This window comes from Duganella sp. BJB476 (genome assembly GCF_003416895.1).
Lineage (GTDB): Bacteria > Pseudomonadota > Gammaproteobacteria > Burkholderiales > Burkholderiaceae_D > Rugamonas.
Window position 1 is genome coordinate 136,276 of sequence record NZ_QVIO01000008.1, and the last position, 21,615, is coordinate 157,890.

19 protein-coding genes are annotated in these 21,615 nt (G+C 59.7%); 15 read left to right on the top strand and 4 right to left on the bottom strand.

Translation table 11 applies throughout. The features are described 5' to 3' along the window. Positions 1–31: 31 nt before the first annotated feature. The 4 genes from nudB to D0T21_RS26465 all read left to right on the top strand — a co-directional run bounded on the left by nudB (position 32) and on the right by D0T21_RS26465 (position 1,929). On the top strand, positions 32–484 hold the full coding sequence (nudB, locus tag D0T21_RS26450) for a dihydroneopterin triphosphate diphosphatase (protein WP_116992717.1): 453 nt from the start codon (positions 32–34) through the stop codon (positions 482–484). A gap of 74 nt (positions 485–558) precedes the next feature. After that, complete coding sequence (locus D0T21_RS26455; RefSeq protein WP_116992716.1) at positions 559–798, top strand: DUF4160 domain-containing protein; 240 nt, start codon at positions 559–561, stop codon at positions 796–798. Further along, entirely contained in the window at positions 776–1,048 is a 273-nt protein-coding gene (locus D0T21_RS26460) for a DUF2442 domain-containing protein (protein ID WP_116992715.1), read from the top strand. Before D0T21_RS26455 ends, D0T21_RS26460 begins: the two co-directional genes overlap by 23 nt. Positions 1,049–1,113: 65 nt before the next feature. Further along, positions 1,114–1,929: an endonuclease/exonuclease/phosphatase family protein gene (locus D0T21_RS26465; RefSeq protein WP_116992714.1), complete on the top strand. Its 816-nt coding sequence runs from the start codon at positions 1,114–1,116 to the stop codon at positions 1,927–1,929. A 1-nt stretch (position 1,930) separates the two neighbouring features. Here D0T21_RS26465 and D0T21_RS26470 read toward each other — a convergent pair whose 3' ends face one another. After that, the gene (locus D0T21_RS26470) at positions 1,931–2,731 is read right to left on the bottom strand and encodes an ABC transporter substrate-binding protein (RefSeq protein ID WP_116992713.1); all 801 of its coding nucleotides are present in this window, start codon (positions 2,729–2,731) and stop codon (positions 1,931–1,933) included. Between the two features lie 87 nt (positions 2,732–2,818). Here D0T21_RS26470 and clsB point away from each other — a divergent pair, with 87 nt between their 5' ends. The 8 genes from clsB to D0T21_RS26510 all read left to right on the top strand — a co-directional run bounded on the left by clsB (position 2,819) and on the right by D0T21_RS26510 (position 12,059). Beyond that, positions 2,819–3,982, top strand: a complete 1,164-nt coding sequence (gene clsB, locus D0T21_RS26475) for a cardiolipin synthase ClsB (RefSeq protein ID WP_116992712.1) — start codon at positions 2,819–2,821, stop codon at positions 3,980–3,982. Continuing rightward, positions 3,979–4,356 (top strand): RNA-binding S4 domain-containing protein, encoded by a 378-nt coding sequence (locus D0T21_RS26480; protein ID WP_116992711.1) that lies wholly within the window; start codon positions 3,979–3,981, stop codon positions 4,354–4,356. Before clsB ends, D0T21_RS26480 begins: the two co-directional genes overlap by 4 nt. Positions 4,357–4,578: 222 nt before the next feature. Continuing rightward, positions 4,579–5,199: a TetR/AcrR family transcriptional regulator gene (locus D0T21_RS26485; protein ID WP_116992710.1), complete on the top strand. Its 621-nt coding sequence runs from the start codon at positions 4,579–4,581 to the stop codon at positions 5,197–5,199. Between the two features lie 55 nt (positions 5,200–5,254). Then, complete coding sequence (locus D0T21_RS26490) at positions 5,255–7,045, top strand: acyl-CoA dehydrogenase C-terminal domain-containing protein (protein ID WP_116992709.1); 1,791 nt, start codon at positions 5,255–5,257, stop codon at positions 7,043–7,045. Between the two features lie 18 nt (positions 7,046–7,063). Continuing rightward, entirely contained in the window at positions 7,064–9,463 is a 2,400-nt protein-coding gene (locus D0T21_RS26495) for a 3-hydroxyacyl-CoA dehydrogenase/enoyl-CoA hydratase family protein (protein WP_116992708.1), read from the top strand. A gap of 56 nt (positions 9,464–9,519) precedes the next feature. Further along, a complete protein-coding gene (locus tag D0T21_RS26500; RefSeq protein ID WP_008444563.1) occupies positions 9,520–9,972 on the top strand; it encodes a PaaI family thioesterase in 453 nt (150 codons plus the stop codon). A 40-nt stretch (positions 9,973–10,012) separates the two neighbouring features. Further along, positions 10,013–11,209: an acetyl-CoA C-acyltransferase gene (locus D0T21_RS26505; RefSeq protein ID WP_116992707.1), complete on the top strand. Its 1,197-nt coding sequence runs from the start codon at positions 10,013–10,015 to the stop codon at positions 11,207–11,209. Between the two features lie 70 nt (positions 11,210–11,279). Next, complete coding sequence (locus tag D0T21_RS26510) at positions 11,280–12,059, top strand: enoyl-CoA hydratase (protein WP_116992706.1); 780 nt, start codon at positions 11,280–11,282, stop codon at positions 12,057–12,059. A 94-nt stretch (positions 12,060–12,153) separates the two neighbouring features. Here D0T21_RS26510 and D0T21_RS26515 read toward each other — a convergent pair whose 3' ends face one another. The 3 genes from D0T21_RS26515 to D0T21_RS26525 all read right to left on the bottom strand — a co-directional run bounded on the left by D0T21_RS26515 (position 12,154) and on the right by D0T21_RS26525 (position 17,243). After that, positions 12,154–14,256 carry a hypothetical protein gene (locus tag D0T21_RS26515; protein WP_116992705.1) on the bottom strand — a complete coding sequence of 701 codons (2,103 nt, stop codon included), beginning with the start codon at positions 14,254–14,256 and terminating at the stop codon, positions 12,154–12,156. 115 nt (positions 14,257–14,371) lie between these two features. Beyond that, positions 14,372–15,925, bottom strand: coding sequence for an OmpA family protein (locus D0T21_RS26520; RefSeq protein WP_116992704.1), 1,554 nt, complete (start codon positions 15,923–15,925; stop codon positions 14,372–14,374). 286 nt (positions 15,926–16,211) lie between these two features. Continuing rightward, a complete protein-coding gene (locus tag D0T21_RS26525; protein ID WP_116992703.1) occupies positions 16,212–17,243 on the bottom strand; it encodes a lipocalin-like domain-containing protein in 1,032 nt (343 codons plus the stop codon). A gap of 120 nt (positions 17,244–17,363) precedes the next feature. Here D0T21_RS26525 and D0T21_RS26530 point away from each other — a divergent pair, with 120 nt between their 5' ends. The 3 genes from D0T21_RS26530 (at position 17,364) to D0T21_RS26540 (ending at position 21,589) form a co-directional block, all read left to right on the top strand. After that, on the top strand, positions 17,364–18,434 hold the full coding sequence (locus tag D0T21_RS26530; protein ID WP_116992702.1) for an SGNH/GDSL hydrolase family protein: 1,071 nt from the start codon (positions 17,364–17,366) through the stop codon (positions 18,432–18,434). 111 nt (positions 18,435–18,545) lie between these two features. Next, positions 18,546–20,894 (top strand): glycoside hydrolase family 127 protein, encoded by a 2,349-nt coding sequence (locus D0T21_RS26535; protein WP_116992701.1) that lies wholly within the window; start codon positions 18,546–18,548, stop codon positions 20,892–20,894. Positions 20,895–20,992: 98 nt separating this feature from the next. Further along, positions 20,993–21,589, top strand: a complete 597-nt coding sequence (locus D0T21_RS26540; RefSeq protein ID WP_116992700.1) for a PEP-CTERM sorting domain-containing protein — start codon at positions 20,993–20,995, stop codon at positions 21,587–21,589. The last annotated feature ends 26 nt before the right edge of the window (positions 21,590–21,615 follow it).

Below are 21,615 nucleotides of genomic sequence, written 5' to 3' on the forward strand. Positions count from 1 at the left end.
GCGCTTCGGCGCCTTTTCTTTTATCCGAACTATGAAGCCTTACAAGATTCCCGAGTCGGTGCTGGTGGTGATCCACACGGCCGACCTGCAAGTGCTGCTGATCGAACGCGCCGACCGGCCGGGTTACTGGCAATCGGTGACCGGCTCGCTGGACGCGCTCGACGAGCCCTTGCTGGACACCGCACGCCGCGAGCTGTTCGAGGAAACCGGCATCGTCGCCGACGGTGAACGCATCGTGCTGCGCGACTGGCAGCTGTCCAACATCTACACGATCTATCCGGTGTGGCGCCACCGCTATGCGCCCGGCGTGACGGAAAATACCGAGCACGTCTTCAGCGTCGAAGTCTCGCGCGACATCGCCATCAAGCTGGCCCCGCGCGAGCACCTGAACCACGTCTGGCTGCCGTATCTGGAAGCGGCCGACAAATGCTTCTCCTCCTCCAACGCCGAAGCCGTGCTTCAGCTACCCCAGCAGATCCGCTAGCTTGTGTCGCCTCAAATGGCGACTAGCAGTCCCGACGCATACTCGGAAATCCGTATCGATTTCTGGAGCATGTCATGCCAGTGCTGTTGCGGTTCAAAGGCTACCGGTTCTATTTTTTTAGTCACGAGTTTGGTGAGCCTCCGCACGTCCACGTAGATAAGGATGGCAAGACCGCAAAGTTCTGGATTGAAAGCCTGACCGTAGTGCGGAACAGGCGCTTTACGCCGCTTGAATTGCGTGAAATTGAGCGTATTATTTCTCGCTATCGTCTGGATTTCTTGAGGAGATGGAATGACTACTTTGACGATCCCTGATGAACGTATCAAAGGTGTCTCGTTCGATGCGGATTCACTCACTGTTGAGCTTATGGATGGCCGCCGCATCAGTACTCCTCTCGCTTGGTATCCTCGGTTGGCTAGCGCGACTCTTCCAGAGCTTGAGCGATGGGAAATCATCGGTGATGGTGATGGTTTGCATTGGGAGCAGTTTGACGAGGACTTAAGCGTTGAGGGAATGTTGCGAGGTTTTCCGGCAGCAGGCTTTCGAGCCGGCGTAAAACGCTGAGCGCCAGCAGGCGGTATGTGCGACGGCGTACGCCCACATCGCGGACTCAGGGTTAGAATAGACGGATGAAAATCCGAGTCGCGACCTACAACATCCACAAGGGCGTATCCGCCATCCGCAGCGAGCCGCGGGTGCTGGCGCTCAAGCAGGCGATTGGTCTGTTCGACGCCGATGTGGTTTTTTTGCAAGAGGTGCAGGGCAAGCACGACTTGAACGCCGCCAAGTACGGCGCCGAACACTTCGGCCACAAGCACTGGCCCGCCGCGGCGCAGCACGAGTATTTCGCCGGCGAGTCGCGCCACGCCCATGCCGCCTACGGCATGAACGCGATCTACGACCATGGCCATCACGGCAACGCACTGCTGAGCGCGTTCCCTATCGCCAACCAGGCCAACCACGACGTCTCCGACCACGCCTACGAACAGCGCGGCATCCTGCACTGCGTGCTGAATACGCCGCACGGCACGGTGCATTGCTATGTGGTGCACCTGGGCCTGTTCGAAGCGGGCCGCCGCCGCCAGACCCAGGCGCTGATCTCGGCCGTGCGCGCGTCCGCGCCCGACGGCGAGCCGGTCATCATCGCCGGTGATTTCAACGACTGGCGCAACACCCTCAGCAGCGAATTGCGCAACGCGCTCGGCGTGGTCGAGGCCTTCGACCAGATCGGCACCAACTCCGCGCTCGACGAGATCGTGCGCACGCTGCGCCGCAAATCCAGCGTCAATCCGGCGCGCACCTTTCCGGCGGCGCTACCGTTCTTCCGGCTGGATCGCATCTACGTGCGCGGCTTCAAGGTCGAGGCGGCGGAGGTGATGCACGGCAGCCTGTGGGCCAAGCTGTCCGACCACGCCCCCATCGTCGCCAGCCTGACGCTGGCCTGAACTATTTGCGGCCCAGCGTCGCGCTGTCGAGCTTGACGTCGAGGTCTTGCAGGCTGGCGTTCAGCATGGCGATGTTGGTCTTGTTGGCCACCAGCTCCTTGAGCCGCGCCTCGAACGCGTCGAGATGGCGGGTGCAGGGGCTGAACTTGGAGAAGGCGTAGTAGTTCTTGTCTTCCGCCAGGAAGGGACGCATCGCCACGATCTGCGCGTTGCGGCCATGACGCGCCAGCCAGGCCTCGCCGGTGAACAGGCCGCTCACGAAATAGTCGATGCGGCCCAGGCCCAGCTTGCGGAAATTGCTGTCCGCCGTGCCCGATTCCTCCAGCCGCAGATTGGCGGCGGCAAATTGCGAGAACTCCTGGCCGAAGGTGTTGCCCAGCGCGATGCCGCCCTTGTGGCTGGCCAGGTCTTGCCAGGTGTTGAAGATGAAGGCGCGCTGGCGCGGAACGAACACCGCCACCGGATTGGGAAACGCCGGCGTGCGCACAAAGTCCAGGTAGCGTTCGCGCTCCGGCTGGATTTTCAGCGTCGCCACCAGATCGATCTTGCCGATCGAGGCATTGGCCAGCACCCGCTTCCACGGGCCGACATAGCGCACTTCATAGGGGATCTTCAGGTCGGACAGGATGCGGGTGGCGAGGTCGATGCTGGGGCCGCGCAACTCCTTGCCGTCGTACCAGTGCAGCGGCGGATAGTCGGGATCGGCGGACACCACCACCTTGGGGCAGTCGCCATCGAGCTCGGCGGCGGTGGCCTGGGCCCAGCACACTGCCAGCATCATCAGTAGACTACGGGTCGGCATCCATCATGCTCCAAGGGGGTTGCAATTTATTATAGACTCGTTTCCATGGAAGCGCCTTATTTCGGAACTCAAGGGTAGAATCCAGCTATGCGCTCAGTAAATTTTATCGCCGACAATGAAGTCACCTTGCTCCACACGGGCACCGATTTCTTTCCTGCGCTGATAGCCGCGATCGACGCCGCCCGCTACGAGGTGTATTTCGAGACCTATATCTTTGCCGGCGACGACACCGGCACCGCCGTGCTGGCCGCGCTGAGCGGTGCAGCGCAGCGCGGCGTGCAGGTGCGCATGATCACCGACTGGTGGGGCACCGGCCGCCGCCAGATCAACAGCATGCACGAACGGCTGGTGGCGGCCGGGGTCGAGCACCGCATCTTCAATCCCTGGTTCAAGCGCGGCGTCACCCGCACCCACCGCAAGATCTGCGTGGTCGACCGCGAGGTCGCCTTCGTTGGCGGCATCAACATCAACGACGATATGTACTGCGATTACAACCACGCGATCAGCCTGTCGGCGCCGCGCTGGGATTTCGCGGTGCAGGTGCGCGGGCCGCTGGTGGCGGCCATCCAGCTGGAGGCGCTGACCCAGTGGCGCCGCCTGGGCAAGCTGGGCATCATCAAGCGGATCGGCCTGTTCCGCGACATGCGCAAGGTGAACAAGATCGCCCGCGAGAACATGGTGCAGGCCGGCTTCGTGGTGCGCGACAATCTGCGCAACCGCAGGACGATACAGCGCGCCTACATGCAGGCGCTGGGGCGCGCGCGCAAGAGCGTGCTGCTGGCCAATCCGTATTTCGCGCCGGGCGCCAGGTTCCGCCATGCGCTGGCGGCGGCGGCCCAGCGCGGCGTCGAGGTCACGCTGCTGATCGGCGTCGGCGAAATCTGGTTGCAGGACGCGGTCGCGCATTCCTTCTACCCGAAGCTGCTTGCGGCCGGCGTCAAAGTGGTGGAATATCACAAGACCCAGTTGCATGCCAAGGTGGCGGTAATCGACGACGACTGGGCGACCGTGGGCTCCAGCAATGTGGACGGCTTGAGCCTGTTTTTAAACCAGGAAGCGAATGTGGTGATCAAGGATGCGGTCTTCGCGCAAAACCTGCGCCAGCACATCGAGGCCGCCATCGCCGATGGCGTGCCGGTCAACTACGCCGACTTCGAGCACGTCGGCCGCTTCCGCCGTGTCGGCTACGAGATCGCGTTTTTCGCGTACAAGCTGGCGATGCGGATTTTCGCAGTGGGGAAATACGCTTGAGCGATAGTGTCAGACTGGATAAATGGCTGTGGGCCGCGCGCTTCTTCAAGACCCGTTCGCTGGCCACCGAGGCGGTCGATAGCGGCAAGGTCAAGCTCGACGGCGACAAGGTCAAGCCGGCGCGCGCGGTGCGCATCGGCGACACCTTGGACATCGACAACGGCTCCGACCGCTGGGAAGTCGACGTGATGAACCTGTCCGACGTGCGGGCGGCGGCGCCGATCGCCCGCAACCTGTACGAGGAAACCGACGCCAGCGTCGCGCGCCGCGCGACCGTGGCCGAACAGCGCAAGATGTTCCGCGAACCCAGCGCGGATTTCAAAGGGCGGCCGACCAAGCGCGACCGCCGTCAATTAGGCAAATTCAGCGATTAATCCCCAACCCGCGCCAGACCGCCGCGCGGGGTTAGTTGCTATGCCGCAGTAATAGAACGCCGCCTCTAACACTAGCGTTTGACTTTTACCCCTCAGTGGATAATAGTACGAGCGTTCGCAATTCTTTTCACACGGAGTAAATTCAAGTGGAGCAGAATGCTCTTTTCTCTCCATGAATAATTTACCTTGGGATGCAATCTTATTAATACATCAACTAAATTTATGCGCAAAGGCGAACTGACACGCGCGGCAATCCTGGATGTGGCGCTGGACCTGGCCAGCCGGGATGGTCTTGAAGGCCTGACCATCGGATTGCTCGCGGACAAGATGAACATGAGCAAGTCCGGCGTGTTCGCCCACTTCGGCTCGCGTGAAGATTTGCAGTTGGAAGTACTGAAGCTGTACCACCATCGTTTCGAGCAGGAAGTGTTTTTCCCCAGCGTCAAGGAGCCGCGCGGTATCCAGCGGCTCAAGTCGATGTTTGCGCGCTGGGTCAAGCGGGTCAGCGTGGAAGTGGCCTCGGGCTGCATCTACATCAGCGGCGCGGTGGAGTATGACGACCGTCCTGGTCCGATCCGCGAAGAGCTGATGGCCATGGTCGGCGCCTGGCAGGGCGCGCTGCTGCGCTGCGTGCAGCAATGCGTCGAAAGCGGCGACCTCAAGAGCGACACCGACCCGCAGCAGCTGGTGTACGAGATGTACGGCCTGATCCTGGCACTGCACCACGATGCGCGCTTCCTGCGCATCCCGGGCAGCCTGGGCCGGGCCGGCACCGGCTTCGAGCGCTTGATCGAAACGTACCGTAATCCGCAAACGCCGTCAGCGGTGGTGGCACAGCAATAACGTAAAAAACACTCATTCACATCGTAATCATTACAAAAGTCATCAGGAGAAAATCATGGGTCAATACGTCGCGCCAATCCGGGATATGCAATTTGTTCTGCACGAATTCCTGAAAGTGGAAGAAGAACTGAAGTCGCTGCCGGATTACGCCGAAGTCGATGCCGACATCATCAACCAGGTACTGGAAGAAGGCGGCAAATTCACCGCCGAAGTGCTGTTCCCGCTGAACCACTCGGGCGACCGCGAAGGCTGCAAGCACGACGCCGCGACCCACACCGTGACCACGCCTAAAGGCTTCAAGGAAGCGTACAAGCAGTACGTTGAAGCGGGCTGGGGCGCGCTGGCCTGCGATCCGCAATACGGCGGCCAGGGCCTGCCTGTCGTGCTGAACAATTCGTTCTACGAAATGCTGAACTCGGCCAACCAGGCCTGGACCATGTACCCAGGCCTGTCGCACGGCGCCTACGAGTGCCTGAAAGAACACGGCACCGACCACCAGAAGGAAGTTTACCTGCCTAAGCTGGTCTCCGGCGAATGGACCGGCACCATGTGCCTGACCGAACCGCACTGCGGCACCGACCTGGGCATGCTGCGCTCGAAAGCGCTGCCACAGGAAGACGGCTCGTGGCTGATCACCGGCAACAAGATCTTCATCTCGGCCGGCGAGCACGACATGGCTGAAAACATCCTGCACCTGGTGCTGGCCCGCGTGCCGGACGCGCCGGAAGGCTCGAAAGGCATTTCGCTGTTCCTGGTGCCTAAGTTCCTGCCGAAAGCAGACGGCTCGGTCGGCGAACGCAACCCGATCACCTGCGGCGCCATCGAAGAGAAGATGGGCATCCACGGCAACTCGACCTGCCAGATGAACCTGGACGGCGCCCGTGGCTGGATCATCGGCCAGCCGAACAAAGGCCTGAACGCCATGTTCGTGTTCATGAACGCGGCCCGCCTGGGCGTGGGCATGCAGTCGCTGGGCCTGACCGAGATCGCCTACCAGAACGCGCTGATCTACGCCAAGGACCGCATCCAGATGCGTTCGCTGTCGGGCGTGAAAAATCCGGAAATGCCTGCTGACCCGATCATCGTCCACCCTGACGTCCGCCGCATGCTGTTGACCGGCAAGGCCTACGCCGAAGGCGCGCGCGCCTTCACTTCGTACGTGGCGCTGCAGATCGACCGCGAACTGCACCACCCTGACGAAGAAGTGCGCAAGGAAGCCGCCGACGAAGTCGCGCTGCTGACCCCGGTCATCAAGGCCTTCATCACCGACAACGCCTGGATCGCCACTTCGGAAGCGATGCAAGTGTTCGGCGGCCACGGCTACATCTCCGAATGGGGCATGGAGCAGTACGTGCGTGATGCCCGTATCAACCTGATCTACGAAGGCACCAACACCATCCAGTCGCTGGACCTGCTGGGCCGTAAGATCCTGGGCGACAACGGCGCCAAGCTGCGCAAGTTCGGCGAGAAGATCAAAGCCTTCGTGGAAGACAACGGCACCGACGAAGCGATGAGCGAATTCGTCACCCCGCTGGGTGACCTGGGCGACAAGGTCACCAAGCTGACCATGGAAATCGGCATGAAAGCCTTCCAGAACCCGGACGAAGTCGGCGCGGCATGCGTACCTTACCTGCGCGTGGTCGGCCACATGGTGTACAGCTACTTCTTCGCACAGATGGCGAAAATCGCCCTGGCCAAAGAAGACAGCGGCGACAATTTCTACAAAGCCAAGCTGGCCACGGCGCGCTTCTACTTCGCCCGCCTGCAGCCAGAAACTGCAACCTTGATTCGCCAGGCACGTTCGGGCTCCGCCAACCTGATGGCACTCGACGCCGACCTGTTCTAAGAACTTAAAGGAAACGACATGACCAATTTCATCGTTAAAAAAGTAGCCGTGCTGGGCGCCGGCGTGATGGGCGCGCAAATCGCCGCTCATTGCGTCAACGCCAAAGTGCCAGTCGTACTGTTCGACCTGCCAGCCAAGGAAGGTCCGAAGAACGGCATCGTGCTGCGCGCCATCGAGAACCTGAAGAAACTGTCGCCTGCACCACTGGGCAACAAAGACCACGCCGCGCTGATCGAAGTAGCCAACTACGAAGACGACCTGGCCAAGCTGGCCGAGTGCGACCTGATCATCGAAGCCATCGCCGAGCGCATGGACTGGAAACACGACCTGTACAAGAAGGTCGCTCCGCACATCGCCGCCAACGCGATCTTCGCCTCGAACACCTCGGGCCTGTCGATCACCAAGCTGTCCGAAGGCTTCGACGCCGACCTGAAATCGCGCTACTGCGGCGTGCACTTCTTCAACCCGCCGCGCTATATGCACCTGGTCGAAATCATCCCGACCGAGTTCACCAAGCCGGCAATCAGCGACCAGCTGGAAGGCTTCCTGACCACCACCCTGGGCAAGGGCGTGGTTCGCGCCAAAGATACGCCTAACTTCATCGCCAACCGCGTCGGCGTGTTCGGCATCCTGGCGATCGTGCACGAAGCAGAAAAATTCGGCCTGTCGTGCGACGTGGTCGATGACCTGACCGGTTCCAAGCTGGGCCGCGCCAAGTCGGGCACTTTCCGCACCGCGGACGTGGTCGGCCTGGACACCATGGGCCATGTGATCAAGACCATGCAGGACTACCTGCCGAACGATCCGTTCGCCGCCGTCTACAAGACCCCGGCCGTACTGGCTGGCCTGGTGGAAAAAGGCGCGCTGGGCCAGAAATCCGGCGCCGGCTTCTACAAAAAAGTTGGCAAGGAAATCCAACGCCTGGACTTCGCCACCGGCGAATACGTCACCGGCGGCGGCAAGGCTGCCGACATCGTTGCCCGCATCCTGAAGGAAAAAGATCCGGTCAAGAAGATGAAGGCCCTGCGCGAATCGACCAACCCACAAGGCCAGTTCCTGTGGGCGATCTTCCGCGACGCTTTCCACTACATCGCGATCCACCTGGACACCGTGGCCGACAACGCGCGCGACATCGACTTCGCCATGCGCTGGGGCTTCGGCTGGAACGTCGGCCCGTTCGAAACGTGGCAGGCAGCAGGCTGGTCGCAAGTGGCCACCTGGGTCAAGGAAGACATCGACGCCGGCCAGGCGCTGTGCAACGCACCGCTGCCAGCCTGGGTATTCGAAGGTCCGGTCGCTGAAAAAGGCGGCGTCCACACCGCTGAAGGTTCGTGGTCCGCAGTGTCGAAATCGTTCGTGCCGCGCTCGTCGCTGGCCGTCTACGACCGTCAGGCATTCCGCGCACCGGTACTGGGTTCGGGCGCCATCGATGGCCGCACCGCCGGCACCACCGTGCACGAAGACGACGACGTCCGCCTGTGGCACTCGGGCGACGACGTTCTGGTGATCTCGCTGAAAACCAAGATGCACGTGATTAGCCCAGGCGTGATCGCTGGCTTCCGTAAAGCACTGGCCGAAGCCGAGAAGAACTTCAAGGGCCTGGTGATCTGGAGCGCGGACGCGGCCGACGGCGGCGCGTTCTCGGCCGGCGCCGACCTGCAATCGGCACTGCCTGCGTTCATGCAGGGCGGCGCGAAAGCGGTCGACCCTATCATCCGCGAACTGCAAGACACCTTCATGGCGATGAAATATTCGAACGTGCCGGTGGTGGCTGCTGTTGCTGGCCTGGCGCTGGGCGGCGGCTGCGAAATGGCGCTGCACGCATCGAAGCGCGTGGCCTCGATCGAATCGTACATCGGCCTGGTGGAAGTGGGCGTAGGCCTGATCCCTGCTGGCGGCGGCTTGAAAGAAGCGGCAGTGCGCGCGTTCAAGGAAGCCAAGGGCACCGACATCCTGCAATTCCTGAAGACCGGTTTCACCAACGCCGCTACCGCCAACGTGTCGAAGTCGGCACTGGAAGCGCAGGCCATGGGCTACCTGAAAGAAGACGACGTGATCGTGTTCAACCCTTACGAGCTGCTGCACGTGGCCAAGGTTGAAGCGCGCGCCATGTTCGACAAGGGCTATCGTCCGCCACTGAAGACTCCTGTGCAGGTAACCGGCCGCTACGGCTGGGGCACCATCAAGGCGCAGCTGGTCAATATGCGCGACGGCGGCTTCATCTCCGCGCACGACTTCAAGCTGGGCGAGATGATCGCCGAGATCGTGTCGGGCGGCGATATCGACCAGGGTTCGTTCGTGAGCGAGCAGTGGTTCCTGGACATGGAGCGTAAAGCCTTCCTGGAACTGCTGAACCATCCGAAGACCCAGGAACGCATCATGGGCATGATGCAGACCGGTAAGCCAGTCCGCAACTAATCGGTATGTCGATCCTGAAACTGGTATTTAGAGTTCTACTGCGCGTGAGGCCAAGCATGGTGTATGACCGTATCAAGCAACAAATGATGGACACCTTGCCCTTCGTGCGTTTGCTGGGGATCAGGATCGACGAGATCGGCAGCGGCACTTCGAAAGTGTCGATGCCGGAGGACCCGAAGCTCAATAACCACCTGGGCACGCAGCACGCCGGGGCCTTGTTCACGCTGGCCGAAACGGCTTCCGGCGCGGCCATGGCTGGCGGCTTCGCGGAGCTGATCCTGGGCTTGCGCCCGGTCGCCAAGGAATCGCGCATCCAGTACCAGAAAGTAGCCAAGGGCGCCACGCGCGCCGAAGGCCGCGTCCCTGGCGATCTGGCCGCGCTGAAGGCCGAGCTGAAAGAGCAGGGCAAGGTGGCGTTCCCGGTGGAAGTCGACATCTTCGACGCCGCCGGCACGCTGGCCGCACAGGTTCAAGTGGATTGGTATTTATCCGAGAAGCGGGCTTCCTAGTTCCGCATAGTCTTCGATCAAAAATTTTCGAAAGAATAAAATGAGCAAACAAATTCAAGACGCATACATCGTCTCTGCCACCCGCACCCCGATCGGCAAGGCGCCGCGCGGCATGTTCAACAAGACCCGTCCGGACGACCTGCTGGTGCGCGTGCTGCAATCGGCCCTGGCGCAAGCGCCTGGTCTGGACCCGGCGCTGATCACCGACGCCATCATCGGCTGCTCGTTCCCGGAAGCGGAGCAGGGCTTCAACATCGCCCGTCAATCGGTGCTGCTGGCCGGCCTGCCTAAGACCATCGGCGGCGTCACCATCAACCGCTACTGCGCATCGGGCATCACCGCGCTGGCCATGGCTGCCGACCGCATCCGCGTTGGCGAAGCCGATGCGATGATCGCCGGCGGCGTCGAGTCGATGTCGATGGTGCCGATGATGGGCCACCACCCATCGATGAACCTGAACATGTTCACCGACGACAACGTCGGCATGGCATACGGCATGGGCCTGACCGCTGAAAAAGTGGCGACCCAGTGGAAAATCTCGCGCGAAGCGCAGGACGCGTTCGCCGTTGAATCGCACCGCCGCGCCATCGCCGCGCAGCAGGCCGGTTTCTTCAAGGACGAGACCACCCCGGTTGAAATCATCACCCGCACGCCTGACCTGGCGACTGGCGAAATCAAGATCAAGACCCGCACCGTCGACACCGACGAAGGCGCACGCGCCGATTCGACCGTGGAATCGCTGGGCAAGCTGAAGCCAGTGTTCGCCGCCAAGGGTTCGGTCACCGCCGCCAACTCGTCGCAGATGTCCGACGGCGCCGGCGCGCTGCTGGTCGTGTCCGAGAAATTCCTGCGCGAGCACAACCTGACCCCGCTGGCCAAGTTCTCGTCGTTCGCCGTCAAAGGCGTACCACCGGAAATCATGGGCATCGGTCCTAAGTTCGCGATTCCAGATGCGTGCAAAGCTGCCGGCATCACCCAGGATCAGCTGGACTGGATCGAACTGAACGAAGCGTTTGCGGCACAGGCACTGGCCGTCATCGGCGACCTGGGCCTGGATCCAGCCAAGGTCAACCCAATGGGCGGCGCGATCGCCCTGGGCCACCCGCTGGGCGCAACCGGCGCGATCCGCGCTGCGACCGTGGTGCACGCACTGCGTCGCAACAACCTGAAATACGGCATGGTCACCATGTGCGTAGGCGCAGGCATGGGCGCTGCTGGTATTATCGAACGCGTATAAGCTAAGCACGGAATCATAAGAAGGGCGCTGCGGTTTAACCACGGCGCCCTTTAATCATTTTGGAGATCACATGGATATTTTGAGCAGCAAGACCAACGGCGTGCTGACGCTGGAATTCAACCGCCCGGAACGCAAGAACGCGATCACCTCGGCGATGTACCAGAGCTTGGCCGACGCCATCAACGAAGCGGAGCAGGACGCCGCCGTGCGCGCCATCCTGATCGTCGGCAAGCCGGAGATCTTCACCGCCGGCAACGACCTGGAAGACTTCATGAAGACCGCGCGTCCGGCCGACGGCTCGGGCATCGAAGAGCGTTCGGTCTACAAGTTCATGATGGCGCTGAGCGGCTCGACCAAACCGGTGGTGGCTGCAGTGGCCGGCGCGGCGGTCGGCATCGGCACCACGTTGCTGATGCATTGCGACCTGGTCTACGCTGCCGACAACGCCAAGTTCTCGATGCCGTTCGTGCAGTTGGGCCTGTGCCCTGAGTTCGCGTCGAGCATACTGCTGACGCAGATCGCCGGCTACCCGCGCGCCGCCGAGAAGCTGATGCTGGGCGAAGCCTTCCTGGCGCAGGAAGCGCTGGAGATGGGCCTGGTATCGAAGATCGTGCCGGCCGCCGAGCTGCGCGCCTTTGCCGAAGGCCAGGCCGCCAAGCTGGTCGCCTTGCCGGCCAGCTCGATCCGCGCCACCAAGCAGCTGATGAAGGCCGCCCGCAAAGGCCCGGTGACGGAAGCCATCGCCGCCGAAAACAAATTCTTCGGCGCCATGCTGGCCGCCCCGGAAGCCAAGGAAGCGTTTACCGCCTTCTTTGAGAAACGCAAGCCGGACTTCAGCAAGTTCAACTGAGGACAATGCGGCGTACCAAACGACGCGTTGAGAAACACTGCTCGTGAGGTACGCCTTGGCACTTTCGCTCAGATTACTTCAGAACTATTGCATTTCACATACCGTTGAACATGGTCAAGCGTTGCTTGGCGCAATACAGGTCGAAGTAAAAGTCATTTGTTCCGGTGGACTTGTTCCGAATAAGGTTCAACGCATTGGCGAAATCTTCTGGACTTGAAACGTCGTCTAGCAGTATCAGAAATTGGGGAACGCTTAGAAACCAACAGTGCGAATATGGCTTCCACCTTTCGGGTTGGTTCGCCTGCTGATACAGGTCCTTGGTGATGGCTCGTAACTCGTCTAATTTCTTATTCACCTTATCGAGTTTTTTCTGCAAATCCCTATCTTCTGTCGAGAAGGATAGCTTCATTCCATTTTCAAGAATCTTATGCAGAACTATGCGATCTTGGAAACTGCCATAGTCCGGCAACGTCACGGCAATGCATTCGACTTTCCGATCGCGTAGTTCAATGCGCACAATGCTGTCATCTTCCTGTGTCAGTTCGATGAAGCTGTTCTGTTTGATCTGCAATTCATGACGCAGTCCCTGGATAGTCGCGCTGACGATGCTATCAGTGATATCCACTAGGAGTGCGACGTCGAATCCTGATCTTGCGGAGCGCGTCAACGACTTCTTCTTTGTCTCTATGAAGAAGATCTGTGTGTCTGTTTCGAGCACAACGTCGCATTCCCACGTTTTTCCGCCGGCCCTGTATTTACCGGTCTGGGTTGCAAACGACTTCGATGTCAGTTCATCGTGAAGCAATCCCTCAATGCCGTATCCGATGTCGCCATCCAACCCAACCTGACGAAGTCGTGTCAGTACTGCTTCGATCATTGCGGGTGCATTGACGGAATGATCAAGGAGCAGATACTGATCTCGTTGTAGCGTCAGCAAAGGGCGGTCACCGAAGTTTGGTCCTGCACGCTCATCCCGGGGAAGGCTATCGTCTGGCACTTCATCTGGGATTGTGAAGTTCTTGTTGGAAGTTTCTGCCGGATGCGCAAAGACGTCTTGTAATAGTTCCGACACTCTGGATTCTGCAATAGCCGTGCAGACCTTTGCTACATCCTTAGATTCGATCCTTACCGGACCACTGCGATTCGCAATGACCGTCTGCAACGCTTCGATCACTTGTAATAGTTCGCGGACATCTGGATCTAGATGTGCAGGAAATTTCTTCGCTTTTCGTAGTCCTGAAATGAGACCACAAATAATTCTTACGATATCGGTCGGCCGCGTTTGCTGAAGTGTGAACATGGCATCGTAAATGGCCAGTCGCCTCAAGAACGGAAGCATGCCCCGTTGGTCCACATGAATTGAATCCAGATTGCTCGTCGGTCGGACATCATAAGCGGTGGCAAAGTCGATGCTAATGTTAAGCAGGTTTTTCCAGTCCGCTTGGTTCTTTCTTAGCGGCCGTTTCGGTAATGCATACTTTGCCGCATAATTCAGGAGCAGGCCAATCGGAAGACGGGGGGGATTTTGTTGTGGCCCGGGGCTGAACTGATTCACTTCATGATAACGCTGCTGAAGGGTATCAAATTTTGTAGCCAACAAGGAGAAGACTTGCTCCGCTACATAACCAGCGCCCATGTGCTTCACGAAATTCATCTCGATGGTTCTTGCGATCGCGCGTTTTTGCTGGTCGCCCAATACTTGGTCTGTATTTCCGGTCCGGCCCGCTTTGCGCGCCGATTTGATCTTGCGTTTGGTGCGCGCTTGGTGGATTTCAGCGGCATGGAGTTGCTCATACAGGCTGAGGTAAGTTAGTCCGTTCCATTCGACATAATTCACTGCGGCCTGTACCGCTGCTGTCCAGTCCCCTTCGACCTGCGGATCATATTCGGCGCCGCGGATGGTGTCCTGCATCGTCTTTAATATCTCAAAGTATGGATCGCGAACGGCGTCGTTGGCTTCATGGTCATGGATAAGTTCACGGAGCAGCTTACTGCAATGGGAAAAGACGTTCCGGTGTCCTGACGTAAAGCTAGCCTTCACCTGTTTGAGGAGCATGTCGCCTACGCGGCGTCGCTGATAGTAAAACTCGTGCTGAAGCCCGACAAAGGCTTTCGCCACTTCGGGGGGAGTATCGTTCGATAGCTGCGGTTTCGTTTGGTCCACCAAGGAACGGAACTGAGCCAATGAGATAAGCATGATTCTTGTTTTTCCTTTTCGATCGAGTGTTGGGCTGTAAGGACAAGTGCTACGATGGCCGGTGCCGCGGTCGAATGCGCCATCGCCTCACCGTAAATTCTTTAGGCATACTCGCTTATTTGCAGACCTCGGTAGCGTTCGCTGCAGCGGACCGTACTACTTCCTCTCCGCCTGAGCTGATCAATCGAAGCTCCACCCGACGGTTGCGTTCTTCGCATGCGCGTTCGCGCGCGACGCCATCCTTGGCGCTGCAGGCTGACATGCCGTCCATATCACCACGGATGTCGATTAAGACATTATTTTCAGCGTTGAGTTTGGCTGCGGTTAAATGATTGTAGACGTCGCACGCTCGGTCATGCGCTAGCTTGAAGTTGCTTTCTGTATTGCTAGGCCGAGGATCTGCATAGCCGACTACAACAATACTGTCGTTCGCAGTTTTTACCTTGAAAAACTCGTTCACAATTGGCTCGGCCAGCTTCCATTGATCGGGAGTGAGCTTTGACTTGTTCGATTCGAAATAGATCCCTCGTCGCAGTTCGATACAGGAGGTGTTCATCCGGCTTTCCGACTTACGTACGCCTGCACTGTCTAGTTCGACACGTACGCCGCTATTTTGCACGGATGTCTTTTCCTTAGGGGGGGCATATGCGCCTACTTCGACGTAGCTGCGTTCGCCTGCGCCGTGCCACCAGATCCTGACGTCACTGACCGCCGCACTTTCATCATCCATCCTGCAGCTATACAAACGAATTCCTTTTGCATCCGCTATGGTCTGGAGTTTCCCGAACTCGGCTTTATTTACGACTAGCGTTGCATGTTCGGTATATACCCCTAAACTGGACATCACATAGTTCAGTATTTTTCCGTCTATGCCACAAGCCAAGTACGGGATGATGACGCCAATGATGAGAAGGGTGCCTGCGACCCTTTTCTTGCGGCGATTTTTTTCGAAATCCTCCGTAGTCTCCGGAATAGGAAGATTCAGCAGATCCAGTCCGAGCGCCATGGAGAGGCCGCCGAGCAATAAGCCTGCGGTAAACACCAATGCAGGCCAGGTAGTAGAAAAAAGGACAGATAGCAGGCCGGTTACTATCGCAAACATCAGGCCTGGAGCAACCGACACCAGTGCGGTGCCGATGCTACGACATAAGAAATAGGTGGCGGCGATATAGGCGATCGCGGTAAGGACAATGCCGACAATTGCCCAGGAAATTGAAATTGGCGCCGCAGCAGCAGATTCAAACAAATGGAAAGAGAGTGCGCGAACGCAGAGAACCAAGCCCAGTATGCAAAGAGGGAGGCCTATCAACAAAGCTTCGCTGATTTTCTTGTTCGCTGTACTTAGGGGCGGAGCGCTAGCCACCGTCGATCCTGCCGGAAGCGATGGCTCAGGCAGGCGGTTTGTCCAGGGCACATATGCCATCATGCCAAATCCTGACAGCACTATACCTGTCAGTGACAATCCCAACATAGCGAAAATAAAAAATAGGGTGTCGCCGATTTTCAGGCCGGTCGGAAAAAAATGCGCGACAAAGAAACAGTAAATAAATATGGTAACCAAGCCTACAGTGCTTGCCGCACCCACTGCCAAGCCTCCGATCGTTTTCCATTTCTCAGCATTGAGTTTTTCTATTTCAGATATTTTTTTCTGTGTGTCCAGATCGATCATTTTTTTCCTTGTGTTTACGATGGGGCATAGATTCGGTATTTTCACAGCATGATATATATTTCCCGATGGGAAATTCTCACCAATTTTCACTGAAAGGTAACTAGGAGCACGGGAAATTATGGAGAACTGACGCCTTCAGTTTCCTGCGTTTAATTGTTTGTTTGCTGATTTGAATGGGGGAAATTGCCGCGTCCTCGCCGAATGCCGGGACGCGGCTCCCTGGAACCGATTAGGTGTTCATGACGCTGGCACGCCCCGCCGCAGGAGCGTAAGCAGGACGGTAGCGTTACTCGAACAGATGTTGTTCGTTCCACGCGGTTCCGTGCGCCGGCTTGTCGTGGTAGCGGCCTTCAGCAACCGCGACGCCTTCATAGACCTGCGAACCCGGTATCTGGGGATTCCAGAATTCCTGGTCCGACACCAGGCTCTTGACGATGAACTCGGCGCGTAGCGGCGGAATTTCAACTTTCACATTCGGGAAGTAAGTGGCGCCGCTTGGGCTTTTCCACGCCGGGCTCAATGGCGTAACGAGCGCATCGTGCGAGAACCTCGATACACCATCCAGGCCCAGCACCGTGACATTGGCCTTGACCGTTTGATTCTCGATGATCTTGACGTCCGGGCCGGTGAAGACGGAAAGACATGTGCCGTCGGTCAGCGTAATGTCCTGCAATATCCATCTGAAGGACTTGCCAGGCCAGGCGCCGTACTCGTGGTCCATCCACGTTGTTCCATGCACCTTCATGGCGTTACCGTTGATGGCTATCCTGCCGCTCGCTTCCAGCTTGGGGAAGGAGTAGTAGAAGTTATGCCGCTCAAGCGGCGTTTTCCCCTCCGGGTCGACCACCGGGGATCGGCCGTCGCCAAACACCTGTAGCGGCGGGAGCTTGGCCACGAAGTTGAGGTCGAAGTCTATCGTGGTATTGAAGGTCGCATCCTTGAATTGGGCTTTGACGTTCATGGAGAGCGGCGTCTTATCGGCGCTCATGGCGATCGATCCCGGCTGGCCAGCCGGACCGACGTTGACGGCCCAGGGTTTCGTCGTGTCTGCCTGCGCCCAATTATCGTTCCAGGGAAATCCATTCACGGTTTGATAGTGACGCTTTTCCTGCACGTCGGTGAGCATGATGTAGGCCAACAAGAAGTGCGGATCCGCCCCCTTCGGCGCAAAACCGGCCGCATTGATTTCAAATCCGAATACGCGGTTTTCATGGCGGAGAGTGCCGATATGCCACCACCACTCCGCATGGACCGGGACGTTGCCTACGTGGTGACGGTATTGGTCCTCTGGCAAATGGATATATGATTCGCTAGTCATAATTATTTATTCCTCTCTTCAGTGTGTGGCAGAAAAGTCGATAGGAAATCCAGGGCAGCGATCGATTGTATTGCTATTTTTTTATCCAATACTCTCGAATAAACACAATTCAGGATCAGGATGAAGTTCAAAACAGTTTTGGTGGCCTTGTCGTTGGCCGGGCAGGCGTTGGCCGGCGTGGCGGTCCAGCCGGACGACGCGCAGTTGCAGTACACCGGGCGCATCGACTTTGCCGACCGCGCGCGGCCCATGTTGTCGTGGCCCGGCACCAGCATTGAAGGGAACTTCACCGGCGCCAGCCTGGCGGTCAAGCTGGACGACCAACTGGGCAAGAACTTCTTCAACGTCTTCATCGATGGCGACCTGGCCAAGCCGGTGGTCATCGAAGCCGCGCAGGGCAGCAAGACTTATGCGGTGGCCGATGGCTTGGAGCCGGGCGCGCACCGCTTCCTGATCACCAAGCGCACCGAGGGCGAGGAGGGCGGCACGGTGTTCCAGGGACTGGAGCTGGCCGATGGCGGCAAGTTGCTGCCGCCGCCGGCGCGCAAGCTGCGCCATATCGAATTCTTCGGCGATTCCATCACCACCGGCATGGGCAACGAGTCGCCGGACGACGGGCCGGATCATCTGGTCAAGGACAAGAACAACTTCATGTCCTATTCCTCGATCACGGCGCGGGCGCTGGAGGCGGAGGCACACATCATCTCGCAAAGCGGCATCGGCGTGATGATCAGCTGGTTCCCGTTCACCATGCCGGATTTTTACGACCAGCTCAGCGCCGTCGGCAACAACGACACCCAATGGGATTTCCGTTCGTGGACGCCGGACGTGGTGGTGATCAACCTGTTCCAGAACGACCGCTGGCTGATCGACCGCGAGAAGCGTCTGTCGCCGCCGCCGGACGACGCGCAGCGTGTGCAGGCGTATCGCACCTTCGTGCAGAAGATACGCACGCTGTATCCGAAGGCCTACATCGTGTGCGCGTTGGGCAGCATGGATGCGGTGCAGGAAGGCTCCAAGTGGCCGGGCTATGTGCGCGCGGCGGTAGACCAGATCCGGCAAGGCGGCGATCGGCGGATCGATACCATCGTGTTCCCATGGACCGGCTTCGGCGGTCATCCGCGCGTCAAACAGCACCAGGCCAACGCGGCGCAGCTGACCACGCTCATCCGCCAGAAAATGGGTTGGTGAGCGGCTCACGCCGGATTGTGCCGATTTCGTCATCCTTTTAGCGGCGTCGCCACAAGACGGCCGGCGTTCCTGCACGTACATTAGTGGATAGCCATCTATCATGGGGTACGTATGCATCGTCGACAGATATTGCGGGGCGCCGCCGGCCTGGGATTGATCTCCGGCTGGACCACGACCGCCAGCGGCGCCACGGCTAGCGGCGTGCCGCTGACCGCCCAAGCGCTACCGCTGTCGTCGGTCCGCCTGCTGCCTTCCGTCTACGCCGACGCGCTGCAAGCCAACCAGGCTTATTTGCTGCGCCTGAGCGCAGACCGCTTCCTGCACAATTACCACCGCTTTGCCGGCCTGCCGACCAAGGGCGCCATCTACGGCGGCTGGGAATCCGACACCATCGCGGGCGAAGGATTGGGCCACTATTTGTCCGCGCTGTCGCTGATGCACGCGCAAACCGGCAATCCGGCGCTGAAGCCGCGCATCGATTACATCGTCGCCGAACTGGCGCGCGTGCAGCAGGCGCATGGCGACGGCTATGCGGCTGGCTTCATGCGCAAGCGCCAGGATGGCGTGGTAGTGGACGGCAAGGAAATCTTCCCTGAGATCATGCGCGGCGAGATCAGGTCCGCAGGCTTCGACCTGAATGGCTGCTGGGTGCCCTTGTATAACTGGCACAAGGTCTTCGCAGGCCTGTTCGACGCGCAGACCCATGCCGGCAACGAGCAGGCGCTGCAGGTGGCGCTGGGTCTCGCCGGCTATATCGACAAGGTGTTTGCCGCGCTCAGCGACGAACAGGTACAGCAGGTGCTGGCCTGCGAGCACGGCGGCATCAACGAAAGCTTTGCCGAGCTCTATGCGCGTACCAGCGATAAGCGCTGGCTGGCGCTGGCGCAGCGGCTGTATCACGTCAAGGTGCTGTTGCCCTTGACGCAAGGCCGCGACGAGCTGGCCAACCTGCACTCCAACACGCAGATCCCCAAGCTGATCGGCCTGGCGCGCCTGCACGAGCTGACCGGCCGCCGCAGCGACGCCGACGCCGTCGATTTCTTCTGGAAGCGCGTCACGCAGCACCACAGCTATGTCATCGGCGGCAACGGCGACCGCGAATACTTCTCCGCGCCGGACAGCATCGCCGCCCACATCACCGAGCAGACCTGCGAAGCCTGCGCCAGCTACAACATGCTGAAGATGACGCGTCACCTCTACAGCTGGGCGCCCGATGCCGCTTACTTCGACTATTACGAGCGTACGCATCTGAACCACATCCTCGCGCACCAGAATCCGCGCACCGGCATGTTCACGTACATGACGCCGTTGATGTCCGGCGTGGCGCGTGAATATTCCAGCGAGGACAATGATTTCTGGTGCTGCGTGCTGTCCGGCATGGAGAGCCACGCCAAGCACGGCGATTCGGTCTACTGGGAGAACGGCGACACCTTGTTCGTCAACCTCTACATCCCATCGACGGTGGAATGGAAGGCGGCCGCGGCAAGGCTGGAGCTGAACACGCGCTATCCGTACGAAGGCGACATCGAGCTCAAGGTGCGCCGCCTGGCAGGCCCGCGCGAGTTCACGCTGGCGCTGCGCATTCCGTCGTGGGCCGACGCCTGCAAGGTGCTGGTCAACGGAAAACCGCAAACCGCCAGCAAACATAAGGGCTACTTGCTGCTGCGGCGGCGCTGGCGCGCGGGCGACAGCGTGCGCCTGTCGCTGCCGCTGGATCTGCGGCTGGAATCCACGCCCGGCAACGAGCGTGTGGTGGCGCTGCTGCGCGGCCCGATGGTATTGGCGGCAGACCTGGGCGCGGCCGACAAGCCGTTCAGCGGACTGGCGCCGGCGCTGGTGGGCGCCAACATCCTGGCTTCGTTTGCGCAGGCGGACCAGGGCAAGTCCGTGTACCGCAGCGTTGGCAGCGGGCGGCCGGGCGACATGAAGTTTGCGCCCTTCTTCTCGCAGTACGAGCGGCGCGCGGCGGTGTACTTCCATGTCTATACGGATGCCGAATGGGCCGCGTCGGAAGTCGGCTTCCGCAAGGAGGAGGCGCGCCTCAAGGACCTGGCCGCGCGCTCGGTGGACGTCATGCATCTGGGGGAGATGCAGCCGGAGCGCGATCACGACTTGCAATCGGATATCTCCTATCCCGTTTCCTACCGTGGCCGCAATGGCCGCGATGCCCGCACCGGCGGCTATTTCAGCTTCCGCATGAAGTGCGCCGACGGCCCGCTGCTGCTGCAGGCGAGCTACTGGGGGGAGGAGCGCAACCGCGATTTCCACATCAGTATCGACGGCGAACGGATAGCGCGCGTCAAGCTGGACGGCGGCAATCCGGGGGTGTTCATCGACCAGGAATATCCGGTGCCGGAGCGCCTCACCAGCGGCAAGGGCAGCGTGGTGGTGCGCTTCGATCCGGAGCCCGGCCACACTGCGGGGCCGGTGTTCGGCGTCAGGCTGTACACGCCGCCATGACGGTGTCGCGCACGCGAGACACCCGGACTTGAACATAAGCGAGCTGATGCTATCCTTATTTTTTATCTTATCAATTTTATATTGCTTAAGGAGAAGATATGAAAGCTCTTGCGATTGCGCTGGCCTGCATGGCCTGCGCCGGTAGTGCTCTGGCCGACAACGTGGCGCTGAACGGCGCCGTGACGTTGACCGGTAGCGGTTTCGGCAACAGCGACGGCTGGCTCGGTGGCGCGCTGGCTGCCCCGTCCACGGTCACCGACGGCGTCTATCTGCCGATCGGCACGCAGTGGAATACCGGCACCGTGTTCTGGACCGGCGACGTCGGCGCCGATACGGTCATGATTACGCTGAACCACACCTCGGTGGTCAGCCAGCTCAATCTGCAGGCCGACAACGACAACAACTACCTGGTCCAGTATCGCGACACGTCCAACGTCTGGCACGATGCCGCCGTGATCGTGCCGCACCGCTCCTGGGGCCAGGACAACGGCAGCGTGGTGCTGGGCACGCCGGTGACGGCCACCGCCTTCATGATTTCCGGCACCACCGGCGCCGGCGACAACCATTTCTCCGTGTCGGAATTCGAAGCCATCGGCCGCGTCGTCGCGGTACCGGAGCCAGAAACCTATACGATGCTGGGCGCCGGCCTGGCCATGCTTGGCTGGATGGCGCGCCGCAAGCAGCGCCGTTCCTGACTGTCTACCTTCCGGCACATGCGCGT